Genomic DNA, 18,093 nt, shown 5'->3' with positions numbered 1-18,093 from the left:
TGAGGGTCTTCTCTACTTCTCAATTAAGCCATATGGCAGTACTTGGTTTATTAACTCCACGTGTGCAAGTAGTGTTCTTCTACAGCAGTACCTGGTTACATGCAGGTCATCAAGCACCTTCCCTGGATCCTCCCCGGCAAGCACCCTATTTCTAAAAGGTTCCCATAAGTGACCTAGTGGTCTTCCACAGGTCCAACACCTAATTGGGACTATCATCCACTGATGCGGTACTGATACCTTAATAAATCTTTGCCCTTAGTAACTAAATTTACCATGCATTAACCATTAGGTGTTGGATTATGGAATCGTTAATTTAGATTAATGATTAAAAATGAAGCCTCATTAATTATGATTAAAGGCGCATTAGTCTAAGGGTTTAAGCCCTCACCAATGCGAGTAATAAGGCATTAGTGTAGGATTCCCCCTTAGAATGGGGATGGTTATCTATACGCCTTCTGCCTCTTGCTTCTAGCATGCTTTAAGCCAGGCTTCTTGGGTTCTGTCCTCCTCTCATCTCCCTTAATCATTGTTGAGTCATACAGCATGTATAGGTTAAGTAATTCCTTGCTTTGGAAGTAAGCCGCAAGCCCCCTTGCTATAGCCATCCTCACGGCTGATGCTTGACCCATGAATCCACCACCGCTCACAGTTACGTCAATATCAACCTTATTAACAATGTCTCTTCCAGCAAGCGCAAGCGGCTCCATCATCTTAAGCCTGGCAACCTCCATGGGCCATATGGTTAATGGAACACCATTAACCTTAACAACACCTGAACCAGGCCTAATTACAGCCCTAGCCACGGCAGTCTTCCTTTTACCCGTAGCTATAACCACCCTCTGTCCATTAACCTCCTGAACCTCAACGAATGGAATCGGCCTAATGCGGCTTTCCTCCTCAGTCACGCATCCGTCATTCCCCAGGTGTTAATAAGCTTTAGCTTTAAACTAATGGCTTAGGTTAAGGCACGGTTAACCTAAGCCAGTTACCATACTTAACACACCACTTAATATGGCTAAGGCACCCAGTAATGCTGTTAATACTACTACATGCCTCCCCCTGGCGAACTTAATTAAGGCATCTATTAACACAATGCTGACTAATGCCGCAATCACTATTGCGGTAATAATAGTGTAGGTGTTGACATCGGTAATTAATGTGCTGAATAAGTGCTTCGTTAATAGTGCCGGGACTATTGATGCTCCTATTGCTGCAGGTATCATTGATATGAAGGATAATTTAAATGAATCCTCAGGGTTAAGGCCTAGTAGAAGCATCGCCGATACCGTTACACCAGACCTACTAACCCCTGGTAATGCAGCAATGCCCTGAACCACACCTATTACTGCAACCTCCCACATTCTTAAATCACTCAAGCTCTTCCTAGGCATGTACCTGAGCCTTGAGAACGCTATTAGTATTGAGTCAGCGATTAGTATTAGGCCTAATGCAATCATGGGTAAGCCAATACCAATACCCCTAATTGAGTCAGCTATTGTTAGGTAAAGTGGAACACCGACTAATCCAGTTAGAATGGTTATGACTACAATGTACTTAAGCATCATGTAATCATACTTACTTCCCCTAAGGACGAGGGCCTTCAATATCCCCCATACTTCCCTTCTAAAGTAAATTAAAGCAGCCAGTACTGTACCGGCCTCAAGGAATAATCCAAGCGCGTAGGCTTGGTTAAATGACAAGTGCAGTGCGTATATTGATGTCATCATTATTTGAGTCTTACTACTTATGGGTAACCATTCGCTAATGCCCTGCACAATACCTAGAATAATACCGTTGATTACGTAGTTCAGATTCATGGAAACACCATGAAACTAGCCATTAATAAAGATTGCTCAAATCAGTTCACTCTACCTAACTTAGCAACTAACCTACTATTAATGCATTTAATTAATACGTACCCGTTATAAGGCTTAACGAAGAGGATGCCCTTCCATGAACCAGGATTAGCAACCTTAAACCTACTACTTATTACCGGTAAATGAGTGTGCCCAATGATTACCCAATCACCATTATTAACATTCAGTACCCTTCTAGTTATTAATTCCACAATAGGTAGCTTAAGTAGGGTTAGGGGAATTATGTTAATTAAGCCTGCTAATAAGCCATTACTCACAGTGTAATCACCGTGAGCTATGTATACTGCATTACTGCAGTTAGGGAAATTAACCTTAATAATCCTAGGCACTGTTACCACTAGTACATTACTGAACTTAGCTATTTTAATAGACTCACCACCCTTAATCCCTGGGTCATGTGAGGATTCACTTCTCACGTAGATTAAGGTTAATTCACTACCATTAGTATTAATTAATCCCAGCCTTAGAGTGGCTTGGTGAAGCAGTACCCTTAATTCATTATCATTAACCTTAACTCTACGGTCGAATAAATCACCTGCAATAACAATGACATCTATTTCACTCCTCCTGGTTAATTCACTTATTACGGTTAAGTCACTTGAATTAGCATCAGTATGTAAGTCTGAAACCACTAGAATTGAATTGGAGTTTAGGTTAATGCTAGTAATTTTTAATTCACGGTTAATTAACCATGGTGAATTATTAATCAATGTGTAAATTATCATCACCACTGCGGTTACTGAAGCCGCTGCATATATTAGGGTTAATGGCATTCATGAGGGTTCAGTGAGTATGTTTAAGAAGCTAGCGCCACTAAGATTACTGTCACTAAGGTGTGAGACTTCAGTCTATTACCCCTTATCCACTCTTAGGGCTTTATGGCTGGTATTCGAGGTAACTTAGGTTTACTGCATCATTAATTAATCTTGCTAATGCGTTAACTGTAGCATCCCTTAAGCGTTGAATGATCCATGGCTTGAAGATTAATAATGGTAGAGATGCATTAACACTCCATGTGCTTACCACATTGCCGTTATTAACCTTAATTATGTGCTTACCCTTTAAAGGACCCTTAATGAAGTTAAACATAACCATCAACTCTTGGCCAGATACCCTAACCAAGGCCTCTTCCTTACTGAATGGTCTCGGTAATGCTAGGTTAATTAATACTCTTAAGTATGAGCCAGCCTTCTCAAGAACCTTCACATCCCTATGCAGGTACCAGTACCTAGGCATATTCTGAACATTACTAATAATCCTCCAAATAGCCTCAGGCGGTGCATTAGCGTTCATTTCAATAGTTAACCTTATCATTATCCGCAATCACCCTAGGACGGTATTAATAGGTTTCGCTACGTAAAATACAATTAATTCACCGTTGATCACCATGTGTTATTCGATGAATCATCATTAAGCTATGAAGATTGGTAACTCGCCTAGATGCAGCACCTCCTCATCATTAATCCATGGTCCTTCAATCCAAATGGCAGCCTTACAGACTACATGAGCATTACTAATCCTCATTAACTCCTCAAGGGCATTAATGGTACCTCCAGTGGACACCACATCATCCACTATGCATACGTTCCTATTACTAACGTACCCCATGGCGTATGAATCAAGAACAAGGAATTGATCCCCCTTAGTTGTAATGGAGTTAACTTTAACATGAACATACTTACCCATGTATGCCTTAACACTCTTGCGGGCAACCACGAACCTACCTATGCCTAATTCCCTAGACACCCCATAGGCTAACGCTATTGCCTTAGCCTCCGGAGTCACTATAACTTCAGGTTTATGTATCCTCACTAAGTTGGCTAATTCCCTTGATACGGCATTTATGAATTCCACGTCACCAAGCACGAGCTCTGAGTCTGAGGCTATGTAAGCCTTGAATCTACCATTACTTATCGTAACTTCCCCAATTTCAATAATGGGTAGTAATCTCCTTAACCCGGCTACAGTGACGCTGTAGGCTGCCTCACCATTATACTTAACTACACGTTTACTATTCAGCATCCTGAATGCTCATTATTGGGGATTAATTAAATTTTACCCTTAAGATAAGTAATCATTATTAAATTTATTAAACAATCATTTAAATTATAAAAATCATCTCATTGCATCCCCTTAAAGCACTGAACCAATGACCTTAACAATGGATTCTAGTCATGGCAAGGGATCCCCATTAGTGTCTTCCTACCCTTCACTACTTAGAGGTAATAGCAAATAGTTGCGTAAATGTGCCATAGGTACTGATTCATGGGTTGGTTGTAGTCAATATGATATTACATCTTGATTAATTTACTGAATCTACTGTAGTATTTTAATTTATCTGGTGTCCGTACATGTACTTCAAAGGGATCCCTAATGCCCACTTCCCAAAGCCTCTTAAGTACAATGCCTGGATTTAGCATAGTTACCACTAATACGTCTATGTCACTGGATAAGGTGTACGTTCCCTCAGCCACTGATCCGAATAAATAAACCTCAGCCCCCTGATCCAATTCCTTAACAGTGTCCTTAATGATTCTTAAGTATTTGTCTAGATTCCTGAAGATCTCCTGCCTTTTCTTCGCTTCATTAATTAAATAATCATACACTATTCATCACCTCCTCCACAACCTTAATGAGGGCCTCAGCCTCCTCCCTAGTGTACTCTCTAGGAACGTAACGAGCATTTATATACGCGTCCTCGAGAACACCCAGCTCGAAGAGGTATTTACTAAGAATGCCACTGATTATTGGCTTCTCGTAATCATGAGCTATATCATGAAGGAATTTCAGTAAATACCTAATACTATTGGTGCGGGGGTATTGAACACCATGTTCCAGTATTCTTGCCTTCAGGAAGAGTTGCAGGGACTGCTCTAGGTTAAAGACAGCTAAATCGTAGATACCATTATTGAACTGGTACCTGGCTGTGGCTAGGAAATCCCTTGCCCTTCGAATTAACGTATTAATCTCATCCCTACTGCTCATGAATTCACCTAAGCCTTCCTCAGGTTCTTTACATCAGTATTTACGACTTTATATGATTCCCTGTATTCAAGGGTATCTATGTCGCAGTTTATGAATTCGCCACGTGATACTATGACTTCTCCAGCATCTGTATTAATTAGTGTTGCATCCTCGGCCTCAATGTGATTAACGTCACTATTCATTATCTTTACCCTCCTCCCAGTAACCCTACTAACATTAACATTATATAGGACTACTTCCTCACCCTCAACAGCCTCTAAGTCACCATTCTGAACCTTAACAAAACTACCCCTAATAACCCTAACATCCTCAGGTGGATTCACTAATTCAACATGCTCACCCTCCATAACCCCAGTGGCATTAATCCTTGAAGCCATACCCCTGCCTCCGGTTCGTAACTCCACTAGTGATCCACCACCTAGGTTAATCCTCAGTAATCCTAGGTTGATTGACCTAGGTCTAATCCTAATTCCCCCATGCATACTGCTGAAGTAGTCATAGTATTTATCGAATTTCTCAGCCATTACCTCACCTTAAGCATGTCCCTTATTTCACCGAGGAGCTGCTTCATCTCCCTAATTCTCTCCCTTATCTTCTCCATAACCTCCTCATCACTGGCATTGGCGTACTTAAGTTCACTCATGCCTCACTCACCTTCTTTAAATCATCCCTAATCTCCTTAAGCACAGTGTTAACGTCATCAAGTTCCTCAAGTAGACTCCTTATGAATGCCCTATAGGTGTTTAACTGATCATTCATAACCTTCACCTGATTATCAATACTATCCAGTATTGGGACGAAGGCAACTATAGCTATTACAGCTCCCCAGAATATGGCTAAGGCACCTAGTATTGTTGCGGCTATGAGGAATGGCCATGAACCAACCTTAAACGCCATGTAGAATAAGGCCACTGGAACCCCTGCACCTATTACTAAGCCTGAAATGAGCATTACCACTATTGATGCGTAGGGCATTCTCACTTGGATGAACCCGCCAATTGCTCTAGCAGCTGCTTGTCTATTATTAACCTGAAGTCCCTCACCCTGTACACCTTCCTTAAATGGGGCCTCGGCTCCTCCTCCACTACGTAGGAGCCCTCTATTAGGCCTGACTCCTCCAGTATTTTCAAATGCATGTGAGCTAGGGCGTAGGGTATGTGTAGGCTTTGGGCAATATCCTGTATGAAGGTTGGATTCTTCACTAGCATTAACAGTATCCGAACCCTCAGGGGGTTTGATAAGGCTCTCCCAATCCTCACCAAGTCCTCTGGGGAATTCACTTTTAAACTCAACCATTCACCTCACCCCTAATTACCGCGTACCTGGCTATTAAGATTGACGCTGAGGAATAGGCTAAGAGCCCTAGTAATCCCTTAATTAACTCCATTGAGTTAAGGCTTAGTGAACCATTAATAGCCAAAGCCATGTAAGTGGTGGGTAGTGCTAGGCTAACGTACCTCAGTACTGGGGGCAGTATGGTGATTGGATAGTAGACTGGGGCTAGTAGGAGTAGTGGCCATGGAATTACCTGGGCTGCCTGATTCACAATCCTGTAGTTCCTGATTCCCATGGCTAATGCATAGCCTAGTAGAGCTGAGGAGAGTGATATGAATACTGCGGTGGCTACTGTGGCTAATACCTGTACTACACCGTAGCTTGTACCTATTATTAACGTTGACAGTATTAGGAGTGAAACCACTGATGGTAGGTTTAATGCAATTAATTGGGTAATGTAGCCGAGCGCTATATCCCAGTGGTCTGCACCATTGGAGAATAAGAGCGCGTATATTGCTGATCCCCGCCTAAAGTAGGCTATGTCCTGAGATGTACCTAAGAATGGTACTAGGAAACTCGTGTTAACCACAGTACCCACTATGAAGTAACCCATGTACTGGGGATTACCCACAACCCTAAGTAGTATGAGCCATAGGATTGGGAACATTAATGTGAAGGCTAATGATGCGTAAATCCAATGCCTACTACTAAGCATAATGTACTTAGTCACAGTATAGATGTTACTCAGTCTCACGACCACCACCGAATACCTCAATGAAAACGTCCTCAAGGGAAGGCTCCTTAACCTCAAACCTAACCCTCCTCTTAACTAACTCATTAATTATATTAATTGCCTCATCCCAATTAACCCTAATCGGCTTATCACCATTATCGCCCCTGACCTCAACCCAAGGTAGCCTCCTCCTAAGTTCACTTGGTGAACCCTCCATGAGTATCCTCCTATTAATTAAGTAGACTCTATCACTGAGTTCCTCTGTCTCATGAACATAATGCGTGGTTAATATTATCGCTGATCCATTATCCCTGGCGCCCCTAATGGCGTCCCAAATACTCCTCCTATTCTGGGCATCAATACCAACGGTTGGTTCATCAAGTATTATTAATCTTGGTCCACAGGCTATTGCTGAGGCCACTAGGACTAGTCTCTTCATGCCTCCTGATAATTCATCAATGAGCTTATTCTCGTAATCCCCTAGGCCAACTGCATTAATAGCTTCCTTAACACAATGCTTAACCATACCCTTAGGTACACCCCTAAGCCTAACAAGCATCTCAACATGCTCAGTAACCTTAAGTAATTGAAATGGTGTAGCCTCCTGGGGGACAACACTCATTATGCCCCTATCCTTAGCCTTACCTGGATTCATACCCATTATTAAGACCCTACCCTTATCAGGCCTTAATTCACCGTAGATTTGCCTAAGTAGTGTGGTTTTACCAGCTCCATTTGGACCCAGTATGGATACTACTTCACCTTCATCAACATGAATACTAATATCCTCATTAACAATCACATCATTGAATGCCTTCCATAGTCCATTAACCTCCACTATTATATTGTTTGAATTCTGCATCAGATAAAACTGATAGTGTTTAGTTTTTAAATTTTACACTATAATAAAGATTTTAAAGTCACCATCAACACGTATTGCTTCAATGCATTAGGATTCGCCTTCAAATCATAAGCATTTAACGATGCATTATTACTCCTCATGAAGCCCAGTGCTAAAGGATTAGGTTATGCTTGTGGTGAAGGTTAAAAATACTTAATCACCCGCTTCCTGTGGTTAAACTTGACTATAGGGCGCTTGGACTTAAGGTGGGTTTAGAGATACATATTCAATTGGATACTGGGAGGAAACTGTTCTGCCACTGTAAACCGGAGTTGAAGAATACTGAGCCGGATTTCAGGATAATTAGGAGGCTTAGACCAGCAATGAGTGAGTTGAGTTCCATTGACCCAGCCGCCTTATGGGAGTTCAGGAAGATGAAGACTATGATGTATGAGGGTTTTAATGACGTTACCTGCCTCGTGGAGTTGGATGAGGAGCCACCCCATGAGCCTGACGAGGAGTCCCTGCTCCTAGCCTTAGCTGTTTCAAAGGTGTTTAACGCTAAGGTGTTTGATGAAGTGTACGTTATGAGGAAGGTTGTTATTGATGGATCCAATGTGTCGGGTTTCCAAAGGACCATGGTTATTGCTCATGATGGTTTAGCTGAATTCCTAAACTACAAGGTACCCATATGGACAATATCCCTTGAGGAGGATGCAGCCAGGAGAATTGAGGATAAGGGTGACGTGACTGTGTATAGGTTAGATAGGTTAGGTATACCTTTAATTGAGGTTTCCACAGGACCTATGGAGTACCCGCCTAATTCAATAATGGAGGTTGCTTGGTTAATAGGGAGGACTATCATGAACACTAGGCGCACTAAGAGGGGGCTTGGGGCTATTAGGCAGGACTTAAACATATCCATTGCCAAGGGGGCTAAAACAGAGGTTAAGGGTGTACCGGAATTATCACTAATACCTAAGGTTATTGAGTATGAGGCCCTTAGGCAAGTTAACCTACTTAAGATTAAGGATGAGTTAAACAACAGGGGCTTATCAAGGGAATCCTACACACCCGACCTCATTGATGTAACAAGTGTTTTCTCATCAACTAAGTCAAGTATAGTTAAGAGAACGATTAACGAGGGGGGAATAGTGGCTGCACTTAAAGCCCCTGGGTTAAGGGGGATACTTGGCTTTGAACTTCAACCTGGAAGAAGATTCGGAAGTGAGCTAGCTGATAGGGTTAGGGCCTGGACTAGATTGGGTGGGTTAATGCATAGTGATGAGTTACCTGGGTATGGGATAAGTAAGGAGGAGGTGGCGGCGGTGGCTAGTAGGCTTGGGGTTGATTCATTCATACTCCTAATGGGTCCACAGGGTGTTGAACTACAGGAGGCTGCTAAGGTTATTGTGGATAGGATTAAGGAGGCATTCGACGGCGTGCCTGAGGAGACTAGGGCGGCTAAGGAGGATGGTACAACGTACTTCATGAGGCCTAGACCCGGTGCAGCTAGAATGTATCCTGAAACTGACCTTAGGCCCATTAGGATTACCTTCGAGCTCCTGGCTAAGGCTGATAAGTATGTTCCTGAACCCATAGATAAGCAGATTGAACGCTACACCTCAATGGGTATGAGCAGGGAGTTGGCTAGGCAATTGGCATCATCCGAGTACTCCATTGAGGCTGAGGAGTTGATTAAGAAGTATGAGGATAAGGTTAACCCAACCCTCGTGGCGTCAATATTCGTTAACATGATTGGAGGCATGGGTAAGAACATTGAGCAACTCAACATAATTCAAGTTGTTGATAAACTCCTTGAACTCTACGTTAACGGTAGGGTAACTAGGGAGGCTATTCAGGATACTATTCAGAAGTACGTGGAGGAGGGTGGGAGGAGGGGTGTTGAGGATATTATTAATGAGGGGGGCTTATGGAGAATGCAGTATAGTGAGGTCGCCTCAATAGTTAAATCATTGATTAATAATGGTGTTAAGGATAAGGGTAAGTTAATGTCCATCATAATGAGGGATTATAGGGGTAGGGTGGATTCACGTGATGTTGAGAAGGCTATTAATGAATTCCTAAGCAGTGAACAGAAATCCTAGGGATACGCAACCAGTAAGATCAACGGTATGCTTTAAAACCAGTCCACAACATCTAATTAATGGACGCCGAAACCATAGTTAAATTAGCCTTGAAAACAGGGTTTAATGAAGCCGTTGCAGTGGTTAGGGTGAGTAAATGGAGAATGCTGAGGATTGCTAACAATGAGGCATCAGTCTTCAATTACTGGATTGATGAATGGGCCTCAGTTTACTTAACTAAGGATAGGAGGATTTACACATTCCATACATCCAACCTAAGTGAAGACGCAATTAAGGTTAAGCTTAATGAGGCCTTATCAGTGATAAGTAGGTTAAATGAAGACCCAGAGTACGTTCCAGTAACGCATCAAGGCTCAGTATCAACCTGGGACTCCTATGATTCAAGTATTGAGGATGCTGAGGAGAAGGTGATTGACATGGTTAAGGAGGCAATTGATGCAAGCCTCTCAGAGGGCTCGGTGAGGAATGCTGGAGCCTTCACATACGGTGTGAGTGAATCAATGTACAGTGATCACACTGGGTTAAACCTAAACTGGAAGGGGACGTTCTTTAACCTAGCCATAAGGGCCTTTCACAATGACCCGGAGTTATCATCAATGGATGCCTTAACTGGAAGAAGGCTCAGTGACATTGACGCCAAGGGCCTTGGTTCAAGGGTCGGCTTCATGCTATCATTAGCCAGTAAACTACCTAAGACAAGCGTTGAGGGTAGGTTTAGGGTTATTATGAGCCCACTTGTTGCGGGTCACTTATACAGTATAATATCCAATAGCTGGATGAACGCATACAACGTATTACGCAACCTATCCCCACTGGGTGTAAAGGATATTGGTAATAAGGTGGCTTCAGAGCCGTTAACATTAATTGACTTATCAGCTGACCCATCAAGAGTTGGCTCAGAGCCAGTGGACTTTGAGGGTAATCAGACAAGTAACGTAACCCTGGTTAAGAATGGGGTGTTGTCATCCTTCATAACTAATAATAGGACTGCGAGTAAGCTTTCAGGTAAGTCAACGGGTAATGCCGCCCATGGTTGGTTAACACCGTCAATAAGGCACCTACACATAGGACCTGGTTCACTTAAGGATGATCCGCAATCAATGTTTAATGAATTAGGTAACGGAGTCTTCGTTCAAAATAACTGGTACACCAGGTTCCAAAACATTAGGGAGGGAATATTCTCAACAGTGTGCCGTGATGTTGTTTTACTGATTGAGAACGGGGAACCTAAGTACGTCCTAAAGGGTGTTAGGATTAGTGATAGGTTTAATACACTGCTTAATAATTACATGGACTCCACAGGTAAGCCGACTCAAGTCTTCTGGTGGGATATGCACGTACCATCAACCGTACCCTATATCCTAGTGGATAAGGTTAATATAACTAAGTCCTTTGAGTCACGTTAATAATCCTTTTACCCATCGGTAAATCTCGAATTAAAAACGCACCGGGCATTATCAATTACTGCGTCATGATTTGTATAATTAGGTTCCTTAATCTTATAGCTATCTCCAAGGCTTTACGTGCTTCCTTAATTGTTATTTCGTAATCAGTATAATCAGCTCTCTTCCTCATCTCATATAAGTAAAGCATTAACACAGCCTCTTCAGTGTAACCCATGTGCTTAAGTACATTAGCCAACTCATCATCCCTCCTGGGTACGTTCATACGTGCCCTCTCCAGTAGCTTCTCCACAGCTCTTGTCACTGAAAAGTAACTCGCAGACGCACATTTGTTGAGATTTCCTACCTCTAAATCCAACTGCGCCTCCTTAATTAACTTGTCCGATTTCCCTAAACTTGGATATGATGTCATGGTCTCCCTTATCTACTATCATGTAGCTTATAGTGCTCTTAAACTTATCATTAACCTCTAATGCAGCCTTAGCAACTTTAAGTCTTACATCATTTTTAATCTCATTAACGATTACGAGTACATTACTTTCATTAATGAAGATACCCTTAGGTAGTGCAATGATTGAAGTAAGCTCATCCCCTAAATTCTCTTTAAGTAACTGTTTGAATTCACGTAATGCATCTTCATAATCCGACCAATCCTCAGGAGATATATGAATGAATTTACTTATTGTTTCCTTATCATCTTCAGTCGTTATCATGTAACTTATCGTGTTCTTAAACTTATCATTAACTTTCAATGCAGCTTCAGCGGCGCTTAATTTAACATTATCATCAATGCTACGGACGACTACTAAAGTATTCGTATCATTAAGTATTGGTTCCCCGTTCTGTGATCCAATAACCATGATTAGTGAATCACCGAGTTTATGATGAAGGATTCTGGTAAATTCATAGAGGCTAAGCCACCAATCACTTCTTAGGTTAATTACAAGTGCCACAGTATTGGTTTTTAGGCTTTTTTAAAATTCTTTATTATCAATAGGTGGCTTTACTATTGAGCCTAGGATTGCGAGTCATTGGTTAAGTATGCCCAGCCCACTATTAGGAGTCCATCAATGTTGCTTACCGTTATTTGAGTCATGGTGAAGCCCATTGTCTTAATATTCCCCTTGGTTGCTAACTCCTTACCAATCTCATTAACAGCAGTGTTTACGCGTCTTAGGAAGTCATCTAGGTTAATGCCGGTACCCATTGTAACTGGTCCAACATTAACCCTTATTGGTATGAACCTCTGGGCCACCACCATCATTACTCATGCACCTCCTCATTAGTTTGCTCAACTCTGGTATTAATTCCTTAATGTCATTAATAACCGCATCAAGGGTGTATTTAACTGGGATACTGTTTACGTCACCATTCCACCTAGGTACTATGTGGAAGTGAACATGCTCCTCGTAACCGGCACCGGCAATCCTACCCACGTTAACACCAATATTGAAGTCCACTGGCTTAAGTAATTCACTTAACGCGCAGGTGGATGCCTTAATCAACATTGCGCACTCCATCAACTCCTCATCGGTTAAATCCACTATACCCGGTACATGCCTCTTAGGGGCTATGAGTAAGTGACCCCTATTATAAGGGTACTTATTCATTATCACTATGCAGTAATTACCCCTATAGACTACTAATTCATCATTACTGTTAACGGCCCTGCACATGAAGCATCCCGACTCCTTATTATCAATAGCCCCGGTTATGTAATCCATTCTCCACGGCGTGTATAATGCCATTGCACTCACTTTCCCTCCTTAATTTTAAGCCTTATGCCTACTGTTAATTAGCGATGGGTTTAATAACAGTGGTGCATATGGGGAGTGAGTATGGTTAAGGATAGGGGTGAAGCACTCAAGGTTCTTGAGGATTGGGGTAGGTCTATTGTTGACTACATTAATAAGGGTGAGGAGCCGGTGATGCGTATACCTGCTAGGACTTTAACTAATATTATATGGGATGAGAAGAGGAAGATACTGGTACTGGGGCCTAAGGCTATTGAGAGGAGGTTCCTGGATTTAAATGAGGCTAAGCGCTTTATGCAGACTACACTGATGCTTAAGCTCATTATTCAATCAATTAAGGAGAACGTTTACCCAACCATAAGGGACCTTTACTATAATGGTAAACACACCATGGAGCTTAATGAACCTAAGTTGAGTAAGTCATTTAGGGAGAATACGTGGGATGAGCAGTCTGAGTCCAATGCAGTAATAGAGGATATTGAGGTTGCCACAGGTGTGCTTAGGGAGGAGATGGGTGTGTCCGCTGATGTTAAGGGTAAGGTTGTTGGACCCATTGTGGTTAGGTCAAAGGGTTTCGAAATAGATGCGACAAAAATGGGTGATACAGCCTTAAGCCTACCTCCGAATCCAGATGAATTAGATATCGTTAGAATGGATGCTAAGTATGTTTTAGTGGTTGAGAAGGATGCAATATTCCAAAGGCTTAATAGGGAGGGTTACTGGAATAGTGAAAAATGCCTACTGGTTACCGCTAAGGGTATGCCCGATAGGGCTACTAGGAGGTTCGTTAGGAGGCTTAGTGAGGATTACGGTTTACCGGTTTACGTCTTCACTGATGGGGACCCATACGGATGGTACATTTACAGTGTATACAGGAGTGGTTCAATAAAGTTGAGTTACGAGAATGAGAGGTTAGCCACCCCTGATGCTAAATTCATTGGGGTGACTGCAAGCGATATAAGTAAGTATAAGATCAGTGATAATTACGTAATAAAGGCCACTGATAGGGATATTAAAAGGGCTCAGGAACTTAAGAAGTACCCATGGTTCCAGAGTCATGAATGGAAGAGGGAACTGGACCTATTCCTGAGAACTAGGAAGAAGGTTGAGATTGAGGCGTTGTCGACGCATGGATTAAAGTTCCTACACGAGTACCTGCTGGATAAGATTCATAATAATAAGTGGATTGAGTAAGAGTATACTCTAATACTACACCTTGGGGTTAATACTCACTAATAGGCTAGTGGTGAAATCTTGATTAGGCTTACCAATGAGTGTCCGTAAAATACTTTATGTGAAGCGCTTCAGTGAGCTTAAACAGCGGGTTCGGGTTAGGCGGGAAAGGTAAATTAAACCAGTTTATGTGAGTTAAGCCTGTGGATAAGAGGGGGATTAGCGCTGTTATTAATGGTGATAAGTGGCTGATACTTGCAGATACTCACGTTGGTATGGAGTTTGAACTCCAGGGAAAGGGGGTTAGGGTACCTATTCAGACGGGTAGGATAGTGAGTAATATTGTTTCCTGGGCTGAGGAGGAGGGGGCTAGTAGGGTTGTGATTCTTGGTGATGTTAAGCATGAGTTACCTTACCCTATTGAATCAATTAATGAGGTTAAGTTATTCATAGAGAACCTGTCGAAGAGCTTCGAGGAGGTTGTATTAGTGGCTGGTAATCATGATGGTGGATTGGAGCAGGTGGTTAATAGTATTGGGTTAAGTAACGTTAAGTTCCATGACTCAAGGGGCTTCATGGTTAATTTAAACGGTAAGAACGCCCTACTACTGCACGGTAACTCAAAGCCTAGTATTGAGGATTTTGAGAAGGCTGATGTCCTAGTGATGGGTCACACCCACCCAGCCGTGGTTATTCAGGATGAGCATGGCTTCGTAACTAAGAGGCCTGCAATACTGAAGATTAAGGTTGATAAGGGTGAGCTTGGTAAGAGGTTGTACGGCAGGGAGCTTGAGGGCGGGGAGTTGAGCATTATTGTTTTACCTGCTGCTAATCATCTAACCATTGGTGTTGATGTGGCGTCAACCTTAACAACGGTTTTCGAGGCCCCTAGGACTATACTTAGGTATGTTGAGCCGTGGAGTATACAGGATAGGATTGAGGTGTATTTAACGGATTTAACATTCCTAGGTACCCTGGATGTTATTAAGAAGGGTGGCTTTGAGAGAGTTGACTTTGACTCAATGTGACTCAATCACAGTACTAAGGGTGCGGTGCCTTTACCCTCCTCCGCGGTTAAGCTCCTTGCCCACTCCTCAATACTCTTCTCCACTAGGAATGAGTACTTGGATGCATGCTCCTCAAGCTTATCAGTCTTAATCTCAGTGTTTACTAGCTTTGAAATAGCCTTAACCAGCTTCACGGCTGCTGTTACGTCAGGTCCGAACTTACCTATTGTTTGATTAAGTATGTAGGTAATATCCCTATATGAGGCTAATCTACCGCTCCTAACTAAATTGTTTATTGAGGTTAATAATCTTGACTCAGCTAGAAGCAGTATACCACTCATGGTTCCCCTAGATAATACTGCATCAAGGAACTCCGCCTCAACACCAACCACTACAGTCTCCTTAAGTGGAATGAAGCCTGCGTTGGTTAAGTTACTTACCGTTAACTCATCGGTAACGAAGTACACGTTATCACTTTCACTGGGGCCTAGTGAGGGCATTGTGGATAGGCAAACGGCCTTGCTTACCCCATTCTCCTCAGCCCATGATATTACCTTATCTATGAATTCCCTATATATTGGTATTGGGATTGGTATGTGTTGCCTAACCACTATGAGTCCATTCTCCTGGGAGTAGAATAACCTGTACGGTAACTTGGCCACACCATCTATCACCGTGACCGCTGGTTCAATTCCCCTAATCCTAATAGCCCCAATCTCAACCATCTTTAAAGTATCTATAAGGTACTCGGTGGCAACCACTGAGGCTAAACTAGGCTCTGGGCAGGCTAAAATAACCATGTTCCTAGGATCCTTGGGAACAGACCTTATCTTAACCTCAAGTCTTAAGCTATCCATATAACTAATAATTGAATTAGCATTTTTAAGAATTCCCGCTAAAACCCTTGAACCGCCATTTCCCAAATTATTAAACCCACTCATGCAGACAGTGTTTTTAAGCTAAGGCTTCCTTATTAAGGGAAGCCTTATAACTAGGAATTAAGTAAGTGACCTGGTGGCTTTACCTGAAAGACTCATTAATGAAGCATTAAGGAGGGGTATTGATTTAGTTGACTTATTATCAAAAGCCTTAAACCTCAACCCCAATGAACGCTCCAAGGCTCACCTAGAGTTAGCCATTAAATTCCTTAATGAGGGCAAGGACCTCATTGATAAGGATCCTATTCAAGCCAGTGAAAAACTCTATAAGGCTGCTGAGGAGGCTATTAAGGCAATTGCAGTAGCGTTAAACCTAGATGAGGCTAAGAATGCTGAGATGCAGGGTAGATGGACTACGGTACTTTTATTTGATGCTGTTGACTCAATAAGCGGTAAGCTGGGTAAGGAGGAGGTTAGGTTATGGTGGAAGACCGCGTGGTTTCTGCATGTTGAGGGTTTCCATGAGGCTAGACTGAAACCAAGACACATTAAGGAGGATGTGGAGTACATTAGGCGTATTATTGATTTAGCCAAGGATGTTGTGAAAACGTAAATAAGCCCTTAGGTCCATTATTGGGGCAGCATACTGGATTCCTAAACCCGCATTAATGTATCATGGTAACTTGTATCCACTCATCTTAATGCCGCTTCTTAGGCTTAATGTTGAGTCGTAGATCCTTAATGCGTACTCAGCCTCCTCATTACTGCGGGTTGTTTTGAGAATAACCTCATGAACCTTCTCCCTATTGAAGGCTATTAATTCACCAGTGTATATGGTGAATGGTGGTGTATCCACTGTTACTAACCCATAAACGTGGGAGCCTGGGCCAATGGCCTTACCAGTCATTATGCTTGTATTAATACCTGTCTTAACCCAGTCACCTATGATTGGGCCTAATTTAACCATGCCTGTATCAATACCCCTGAATCTAACCGTACCTAACGTGTTCTTTAGATTTGAGACCGTTGTACCGGCGCCGAAGTTAACCCACTTACCCACGTAGGAGTCGCCTAAGTAACCGTAATGCTCCTTGAAGGTGCAGCAGTCTATTAACGAGTTTTTAATCTCCCCCGATAACCTATCCTCCATATAGGCTACAGTACCCTCCCTAATGTATGTGAAGGGGGATAGGACCGTACCCACCCCTATTAATGCTGGGCCCTTAATGTAAGCCGGCACATTAATACTACTCTTAACCACTAGCACCGGGCCCTCACTGGTGTTGAACTTAACATCCCCTGAAGCCTCAGACCCATATAACATTACGCTTCCTCTTAAGCCAATGATTCCAGCTAATACCTCAATTGTCTCCTTAAGTAGGGTATTATTATGCTTAATTATATCCCATGGCCCTTTAATGAACTCGATGCTGCAGTCATTAATGATTCTTCCACCATCCTTAATCTTAATTAAATCGTAGCCACCGCATGTAACCGACTCATTATTACTAATATGCTTAACCACGGCCTTAACGTTACTGGTGTATGGGATTATGCATGGGTTAACGTAGGCGTCGGCATTACTGGAGTATTCAATGTTAAGTGGAATCCCTAGTTCACTAATCAGTAGCCTATTCCTGTGGACGTGAGTCTGCTCAACATTAAGCACCACTGAAGCTTCATTAATCAGTCTAATTAACCAGTGTTCAATAATCCGTAACCCACCAATGATTATGTAGGGGATTGGTGTAGTGTATGATATAGGCTCCATTGGTGAACCACATGGTAGCGTTAACGCCAACCGCATTTATTGTCACTGAGCAAAACTTATTAAGCATTTAAGGTTAACCCAACGATGGCTGCCATACCGAAAACACTTGTGATAGGTAGATGCCGTAGGTGTGGTGCTAAGATAAGGATGTATGATGATTACTACGTATGCCCACGCTGCGGAACATTATTCTGCGTAGTGTGCGCTGAGAGGAAGCTTTTCGGTAAGTGCCCGATTGATGGGACTCAATTGGTTAAGAAGTAGGTTAAATACAGTGTTAACGCTTAT

Annotated in this window: 25 protein-coding genes; 6 read left to right on the top strand and 19 right to left on the bottom strand. The window is 42.4% G+C overall.

Features of this window, described 5'->3' with window-relative positions; genetic code table 11:
• Nucleotides 1-12: 12 nt before the first annotated feature.
• The 13 genes from CMAQ_RS08080 to CMAQ_RS08020 all read right to left on the bottom strand — a co-directional run bounded on the left by CMAQ_RS08080 (nucleotide 13) and on the right by CMAQ_RS08020 (nucleotide 7,732).
• On the bottom strand, nucleotides 13-216 hold the full coding sequence (locus CMAQ_RS08080) for a DNA-directed RNA polymerase subunit N (protein ID WP_012186614.1): 204 nt from the start codon (nucleotides 214-216) through the stop codon (nucleotides 13-15).
• A 224-nt stretch (nucleotides 217-440) separates the two neighbouring features.
• Nucleotides 441-875, bottom strand: a complete 435-nt coding sequence (locus tag CMAQ_RS08075; RefSeq protein WP_048063041.1) for a 30S ribosomal protein S9 — start codon at nucleotides 873-875, stop codon at nucleotides 441-443.
• Nucleotides 876-971: 96 nt separating this feature from the next.
• A complete protein-coding gene (locus tag CMAQ_RS08070; RefSeq protein WP_048063040.1) occupies nucleotides 972-1,811 on the bottom strand; it encodes an undecaprenyl-diphosphate phosphatase in 840 nt (279 codons plus the stop codon).
• 47 nt (nucleotides 1,812-1,858) lie between these two features.
• Nucleotides 1,859-2,650, bottom strand: a complete 792-nt coding sequence (locus tag CMAQ_RS08065; RefSeq protein ID WP_012186611.1) for a metallophosphoesterase family protein — start codon at nucleotides 2,648-2,650, stop codon at nucleotides 1,859-1,861.
• Nucleotides 2,651-2,753: 103 nt separating this feature from the next.
• Nucleotides 2,754-3,191 (bottom strand): SRPBCC family protein, encoded by a 438-nt coding sequence (locus tag CMAQ_RS08060; protein WP_012186610.1) that lies wholly within the window; start codon nucleotides 3,189-3,191, stop codon nucleotides 2,754-2,756.
• A gap of 96 nt (nucleotides 3,192-3,287) precedes the next feature.
• A complete protein-coding gene (locus CMAQ_RS08055) occupies nucleotides 3,288-3,899 on the bottom strand; it encodes a phosphoribosyltransferase family protein (protein WP_012186609.1) in 612 nt (203 codons plus the stop codon).
• Nucleotides 3,900-4,168: 269 nt separating this feature from the next.
• Nucleotides 4,169-4,483: a nucleotidyltransferase domain-containing protein gene (locus CMAQ_RS08050; RefSeq protein WP_012186608.1), complete on the bottom strand. Its 315-nt coding sequence runs from the start codon at nucleotides 4,481-4,483 to the stop codon at nucleotides 4,169-4,171.
• Nucleotides 4,476-4,862, bottom strand: a complete 387-nt coding sequence (locus tag CMAQ_RS08045) for a HEPN domain-containing protein (RefSeq protein WP_012186607.1) — start codon at nucleotides 4,860-4,862, stop codon at nucleotides 4,476-4,478. The genes CMAQ_RS08050 and CMAQ_RS08045 overlap by 8 nt, the downstream gene beginning before the upstream one ends.
• Nucleotides 4,863-4,870: 8 nt before the next feature.
• Nucleotides 4,871-5,386 (bottom strand): hypothetical protein, encoded by a 516-nt coding sequence (locus CMAQ_RS08040; protein ID WP_012186606.1) that lies wholly within the window; start codon nucleotides 5,384-5,386, stop codon nucleotides 4,871-4,873.
• Between the two features lie 115 nt (nucleotides 5,387-5,501).
• Complete coding sequence (locus tag CMAQ_RS08035) at nucleotides 5,502-5,837, bottom strand: hypothetical protein (protein ID WP_012186604.1); 336 nt, start codon at nucleotides 5,835-5,837, stop codon at nucleotides 5,502-5,504.
• A gap of 2 nt (nucleotides 5,838-5,839) precedes the next feature.
• A complete protein-coding gene (locus CMAQ_RS08030) occupies nucleotides 5,840-6,121 on the bottom strand; it encodes an ArsR/SmtB family transcription factor (RefSeq protein WP_232203746.1) in 282 nt (93 codons plus the stop codon).
• A 29-nt stretch (nucleotides 6,122-6,150) separates the two neighbouring features.
• Entirely contained in the window at nucleotides 6,151-6,891 is a 741-nt protein-coding gene (locus CMAQ_RS08025; protein WP_232203745.1) for an ABC transporter permease, read from the bottom strand.
• Nucleotides 6,878-7,732 carry an ABC transporter ATP-binding protein gene (locus CMAQ_RS08020; RefSeq protein ID WP_012186601.1) on the bottom strand — a complete coding sequence of 285 codons (855 nt, stop codon included), beginning with the start codon at nucleotides 7,730-7,732 and terminating at the stop codon, nucleotides 6,878-6,880. Before CMAQ_RS08020 ends, CMAQ_RS08025 begins: the two co-directional genes overlap by 14 nt.
• A gap of 209 nt (nucleotides 7,733-7,941) precedes the next feature.
• Here CMAQ_RS08020 and gatE point away from each other — a divergent pair, with 209 nt between their 5' ends.
• Both gatE and CMAQ_RS08010 read left to right on the top strand, forming a co-directional pair.
• Nucleotides 7,942-9,819: a Glu-tRNA(Gln) amidotransferase subunit GatE gene (gene gatE / locus CMAQ_RS08015; RefSeq protein WP_012186600.1), complete on the top strand. Its 1,878-nt coding sequence runs from the start codon at nucleotides 7,942-7,944 to the stop codon at nucleotides 9,817-9,819.
• Between the two features lie 59 nt (nucleotides 9,820-9,878).
• Nucleotides 9,879-11,225 (top strand): TldD/PmbA family protein, encoded by a 1,347-nt coding sequence (locus CMAQ_RS08010; protein WP_012186599.1) that lies wholly within the window; start codon nucleotides 9,879-9,881, stop codon nucleotides 11,223-11,225.
• 55 nt (nucleotides 11,226-11,280) lie between these two features.
• Here CMAQ_RS08010 and CMAQ_RS08005 read toward each other — a convergent pair whose 3' ends face one another.
• The 4 genes from CMAQ_RS08005 to CMAQ_RS07985 all read right to left on the bottom strand — a co-directional run bounded on the left by CMAQ_RS08005 (nucleotide 11,281) and on the right by CMAQ_RS07985 (nucleotide 12,970).
• Nucleotides 11,281-11,634, bottom strand: a complete 354-nt coding sequence (locus tag CMAQ_RS08005) for a HEPN domain-containing protein (RefSeq protein WP_012186598.1) — start codon at nucleotides 11,632-11,634, stop codon at nucleotides 11,281-11,283.
• Nucleotides 11,591-12,082 carry a hypothetical protein gene (locus CMAQ_RS10875; protein ID WP_232203744.1) on the bottom strand — a complete coding sequence of 164 codons (492 nt, stop codon included), beginning with the start codon at nucleotides 12,080-12,082 and terminating at the stop codon, nucleotides 11,591-11,593. The genes CMAQ_RS08005 and CMAQ_RS10875 overlap by 44 nt, the downstream gene beginning before the upstream one ends.
• A gap of 155 nt (nucleotides 12,083-12,237) precedes the next feature.
• Complete coding sequence (locus CMAQ_RS07990; protein ID WP_156769877.1) at nucleotides 12,238-12,486, bottom strand: hypothetical protein; 249 nt, start codon at nucleotides 12,484-12,486, stop codon at nucleotides 12,238-12,240.
• The gene (locus CMAQ_RS07985) at nucleotides 12,446-12,970 is read right to left on the bottom strand and encodes an HIT family protein (protein ID WP_048062763.1); all 525 of its coding nucleotides are present in this window, start codon (nucleotides 12,968-12,970) and stop codon (nucleotides 12,446-12,448) included. The genes CMAQ_RS07990 and CMAQ_RS07985 overlap by 41 nt, the downstream gene beginning before the upstream one ends.
• Before the next feature lie 90 nt (nucleotides 12,971-13,060).
• On the opposite strand from CMAQ_RS07985, the gene CMAQ_RS07980 reads away from it, so the two are divergent.
• The gene (locus CMAQ_RS07980) at nucleotides 13,061-14,170 is read left to right on the top strand and encodes a DNA topoisomerase IV subunit A (protein WP_012186594.1); all 1,110 of its coding nucleotides are present in this window, start codon (nucleotides 13,061-13,063) and stop codon (nucleotides 14,168-14,170) included.
• A gap of 182 nt (nucleotides 14,171-14,352) precedes the next feature.
• Nucleotides 14,353-15,177 carry a metallophosphoesterase family protein gene (locus CMAQ_RS07975; protein ID WP_012186593.1) on the top strand — a complete coding sequence of 275 codons (825 nt, stop codon included), beginning with the start codon at nucleotides 14,353-14,355 and terminating at the stop codon, nucleotides 15,175-15,177.
• Between the two features lie 5 nt (nucleotides 15,178-15,182).
• Here CMAQ_RS07975 and CMAQ_RS07970 read toward each other — a convergent pair whose 3' ends face one another.
• Nucleotides 15,183-16,013, bottom strand: coding sequence for a proteasome assembly chaperone family protein (locus CMAQ_RS07970; protein ID WP_156769876.1), 831 nt, complete (start codon nucleotides 16,011-16,013; stop codon nucleotides 15,183-15,185).
• A 157-nt stretch (nucleotides 16,014-16,170) separates the two neighbouring features.
• On the opposite strand from CMAQ_RS07970, the gene CMAQ_RS07965 reads away from it, so the two are divergent.
• A complete protein-coding gene (locus tag CMAQ_RS07965; RefSeq protein ID WP_012186591.1) occupies nucleotides 16,171-16,647 on the top strand; it encodes a PaREP1 family protein in 477 nt (158 codons plus the stop codon).
• A gap of 60 nt (nucleotides 16,648-16,707) precedes the next feature.
• Here the strand turns inward: CMAQ_RS07965 and CMAQ_RS10450 are convergent, their stop codons facing one another.
• Nucleotides 16,708-17,841: a sugar phosphate transferase gene (locus tag CMAQ_RS10450; RefSeq protein ID WP_012186590.1), complete on the bottom strand. Its 1,134-nt coding sequence runs from the start codon at nucleotides 17,839-17,841 to the stop codon at nucleotides 16,708-16,710.
• A 48-nt stretch (nucleotides 17,842-17,889) separates the two neighbouring features.
• Between CMAQ_RS10450 and CMAQ_RS07955 the strand changes: the two genes are divergently transcribed.
• Nucleotides 17,890-18,069: a hypothetical protein gene (locus CMAQ_RS07955; protein ID WP_012186589.1), complete on the top strand. Its 180-nt coding sequence runs from the start codon at nucleotides 17,890-17,892 to the stop codon at nucleotides 18,067-18,069.
• Nucleotides 18,070-18,093: the final 24 nt, after the last annotated feature.

It is taken from the genome of Caldivirga maquilingensis IC-167 (assembly GCF_000018305.1).
GTDB classification, from domain to species: domain Archaea; phylum Thermoproteota; class Thermoprotei; order Thermoproteales; family Thermocladiaceae; genus Caldivirga; species Caldivirga maquilingensis.
This window is presented reverse-complemented; position numbering and strand designations above follow the sequence as displayed.

What these genes read in the sequence shown, in the direction of transcription:
- CMAQ_RS08080 (WP_012186614.1), bottom strand. Translation starts at nt 216, where the DNA reads ATGATAGTCCCAATTAGGTGTTGGACCTGTGGAAGACCACTAGGTCAC.
- CMAQ_RS08065 (WP_012186611.1), bottom strand. Translation starts at nt 2,650, where the DNA reads ATGCCATTAACCCTAATATATGCAGCGGCTTCAGTAACCGCAGTGGTG.
- CMAQ_RS08060 (WP_012186610.1), bottom strand. Translation starts at nt 3,191, where the DNA reads ATGATAAGGTTAACTATTGAAATGAACGCTAATGCACCGCCTGAGGCT.
- CMAQ_RS08055 (WP_012186609.1), bottom strand. Translation starts at nt 3,899, where the DNA reads ATGCTGAATAGTAAACGTGTAGTTAAGTATAATGGTGAGGCAGCCTAC.
- CMAQ_RS08045 (WP_012186607.1), bottom strand. Translation starts at nt 4,862, where the DNA reads ATGAGCAGTAGGGATGAGATTAATACGTTAATTCGAAGGGCAAGGGAT.
- CMAQ_RS08040 (WP_012186606.1), bottom strand. Translation starts at nt 5,386, where the DNA reads ATGGCTGAGAAATTCGATAAATACTATGACTACTTCAGCAGTATGCAT.
- CMAQ_RS08035 (WP_012186604.1), bottom strand. Translation starts at nt 5,837, where the DNA reads ATGCCCTACGCATCAATAGTGGTAATGCTCATTTCAGGCTTAGTAATA.
- CMAQ_RS08020 (WP_012186601.1), bottom strand. Translation starts at nt 7,732, where the DNA reads ATGCAGAATTCAAACAATATAATAGTGGAGGTTAATGGACTATGGAAG.
- CMAQ_RS08010 (WP_012186599.1), top strand. Translation starts at nt 9,879, where the DNA reads ATGGACGCCGAAACCATAGTTAAATTAGCCTTGAAAACAGGGTTTAAT.
- CMAQ_RS08005 (WP_012186598.1), bottom strand. Translation starts at nt 11,634, where the DNA reads ATGACATCATATCCAAGTTTAGGGAAATCGGACAAGTTAATTAAGGAG.
- CMAQ_RS10875 (WP_232203744.1), bottom strand. Translation starts at nt 12,082, where the DNA reads ATGGTTATTGGATCACAGAACGGGGAACCAATACTTAATGATACGAAT.
- CMAQ_RS07990 (WP_156769877.1), bottom strand. Translation starts at nt 12,486, where the DNA reads ATGATGGTGGTGGCCCAGAGGTTCATACCAATAAGGGTTAATGTTGGA.
- CMAQ_RS07985 (WP_048062763.1), bottom strand. Translation starts at nt 12,970, where the DNA reads ATGGCATTATACACGCCGTGGAGAATGGATTACATAACCGGGGCTATT.
- CMAQ_RS07980 (WP_012186594.1), top strand. Translation starts at nt 13,061, where the DNA reads ATGGTTAAGGATAGGGGTGAAGCACTCAAGGTTCTTGAGGATTGGGGT.
- CMAQ_RS07970 (WP_156769876.1), bottom strand. Translation starts at nt 16,013, where the DNA reads ATGGATAGCTTAAGACTTGAGGTTAAGATAAGGTCTGTTCCCAAGGAT.
- CMAQ_RS10450 (WP_012186590.1), bottom strand. Translation starts at nt 17,841, where the DNA reads ATGCGGTTGGCGTTAACGCTACCATGTGGTTCACCAATGGAGCCTATA.
- CMAQ_RS07955 (WP_012186589.1), top strand. Translation starts at nt 17,890, where the DNA reads ATGGCTGCCATACCGAAAACACTTGTGATAGGTAGATGCCGTAGGTGT.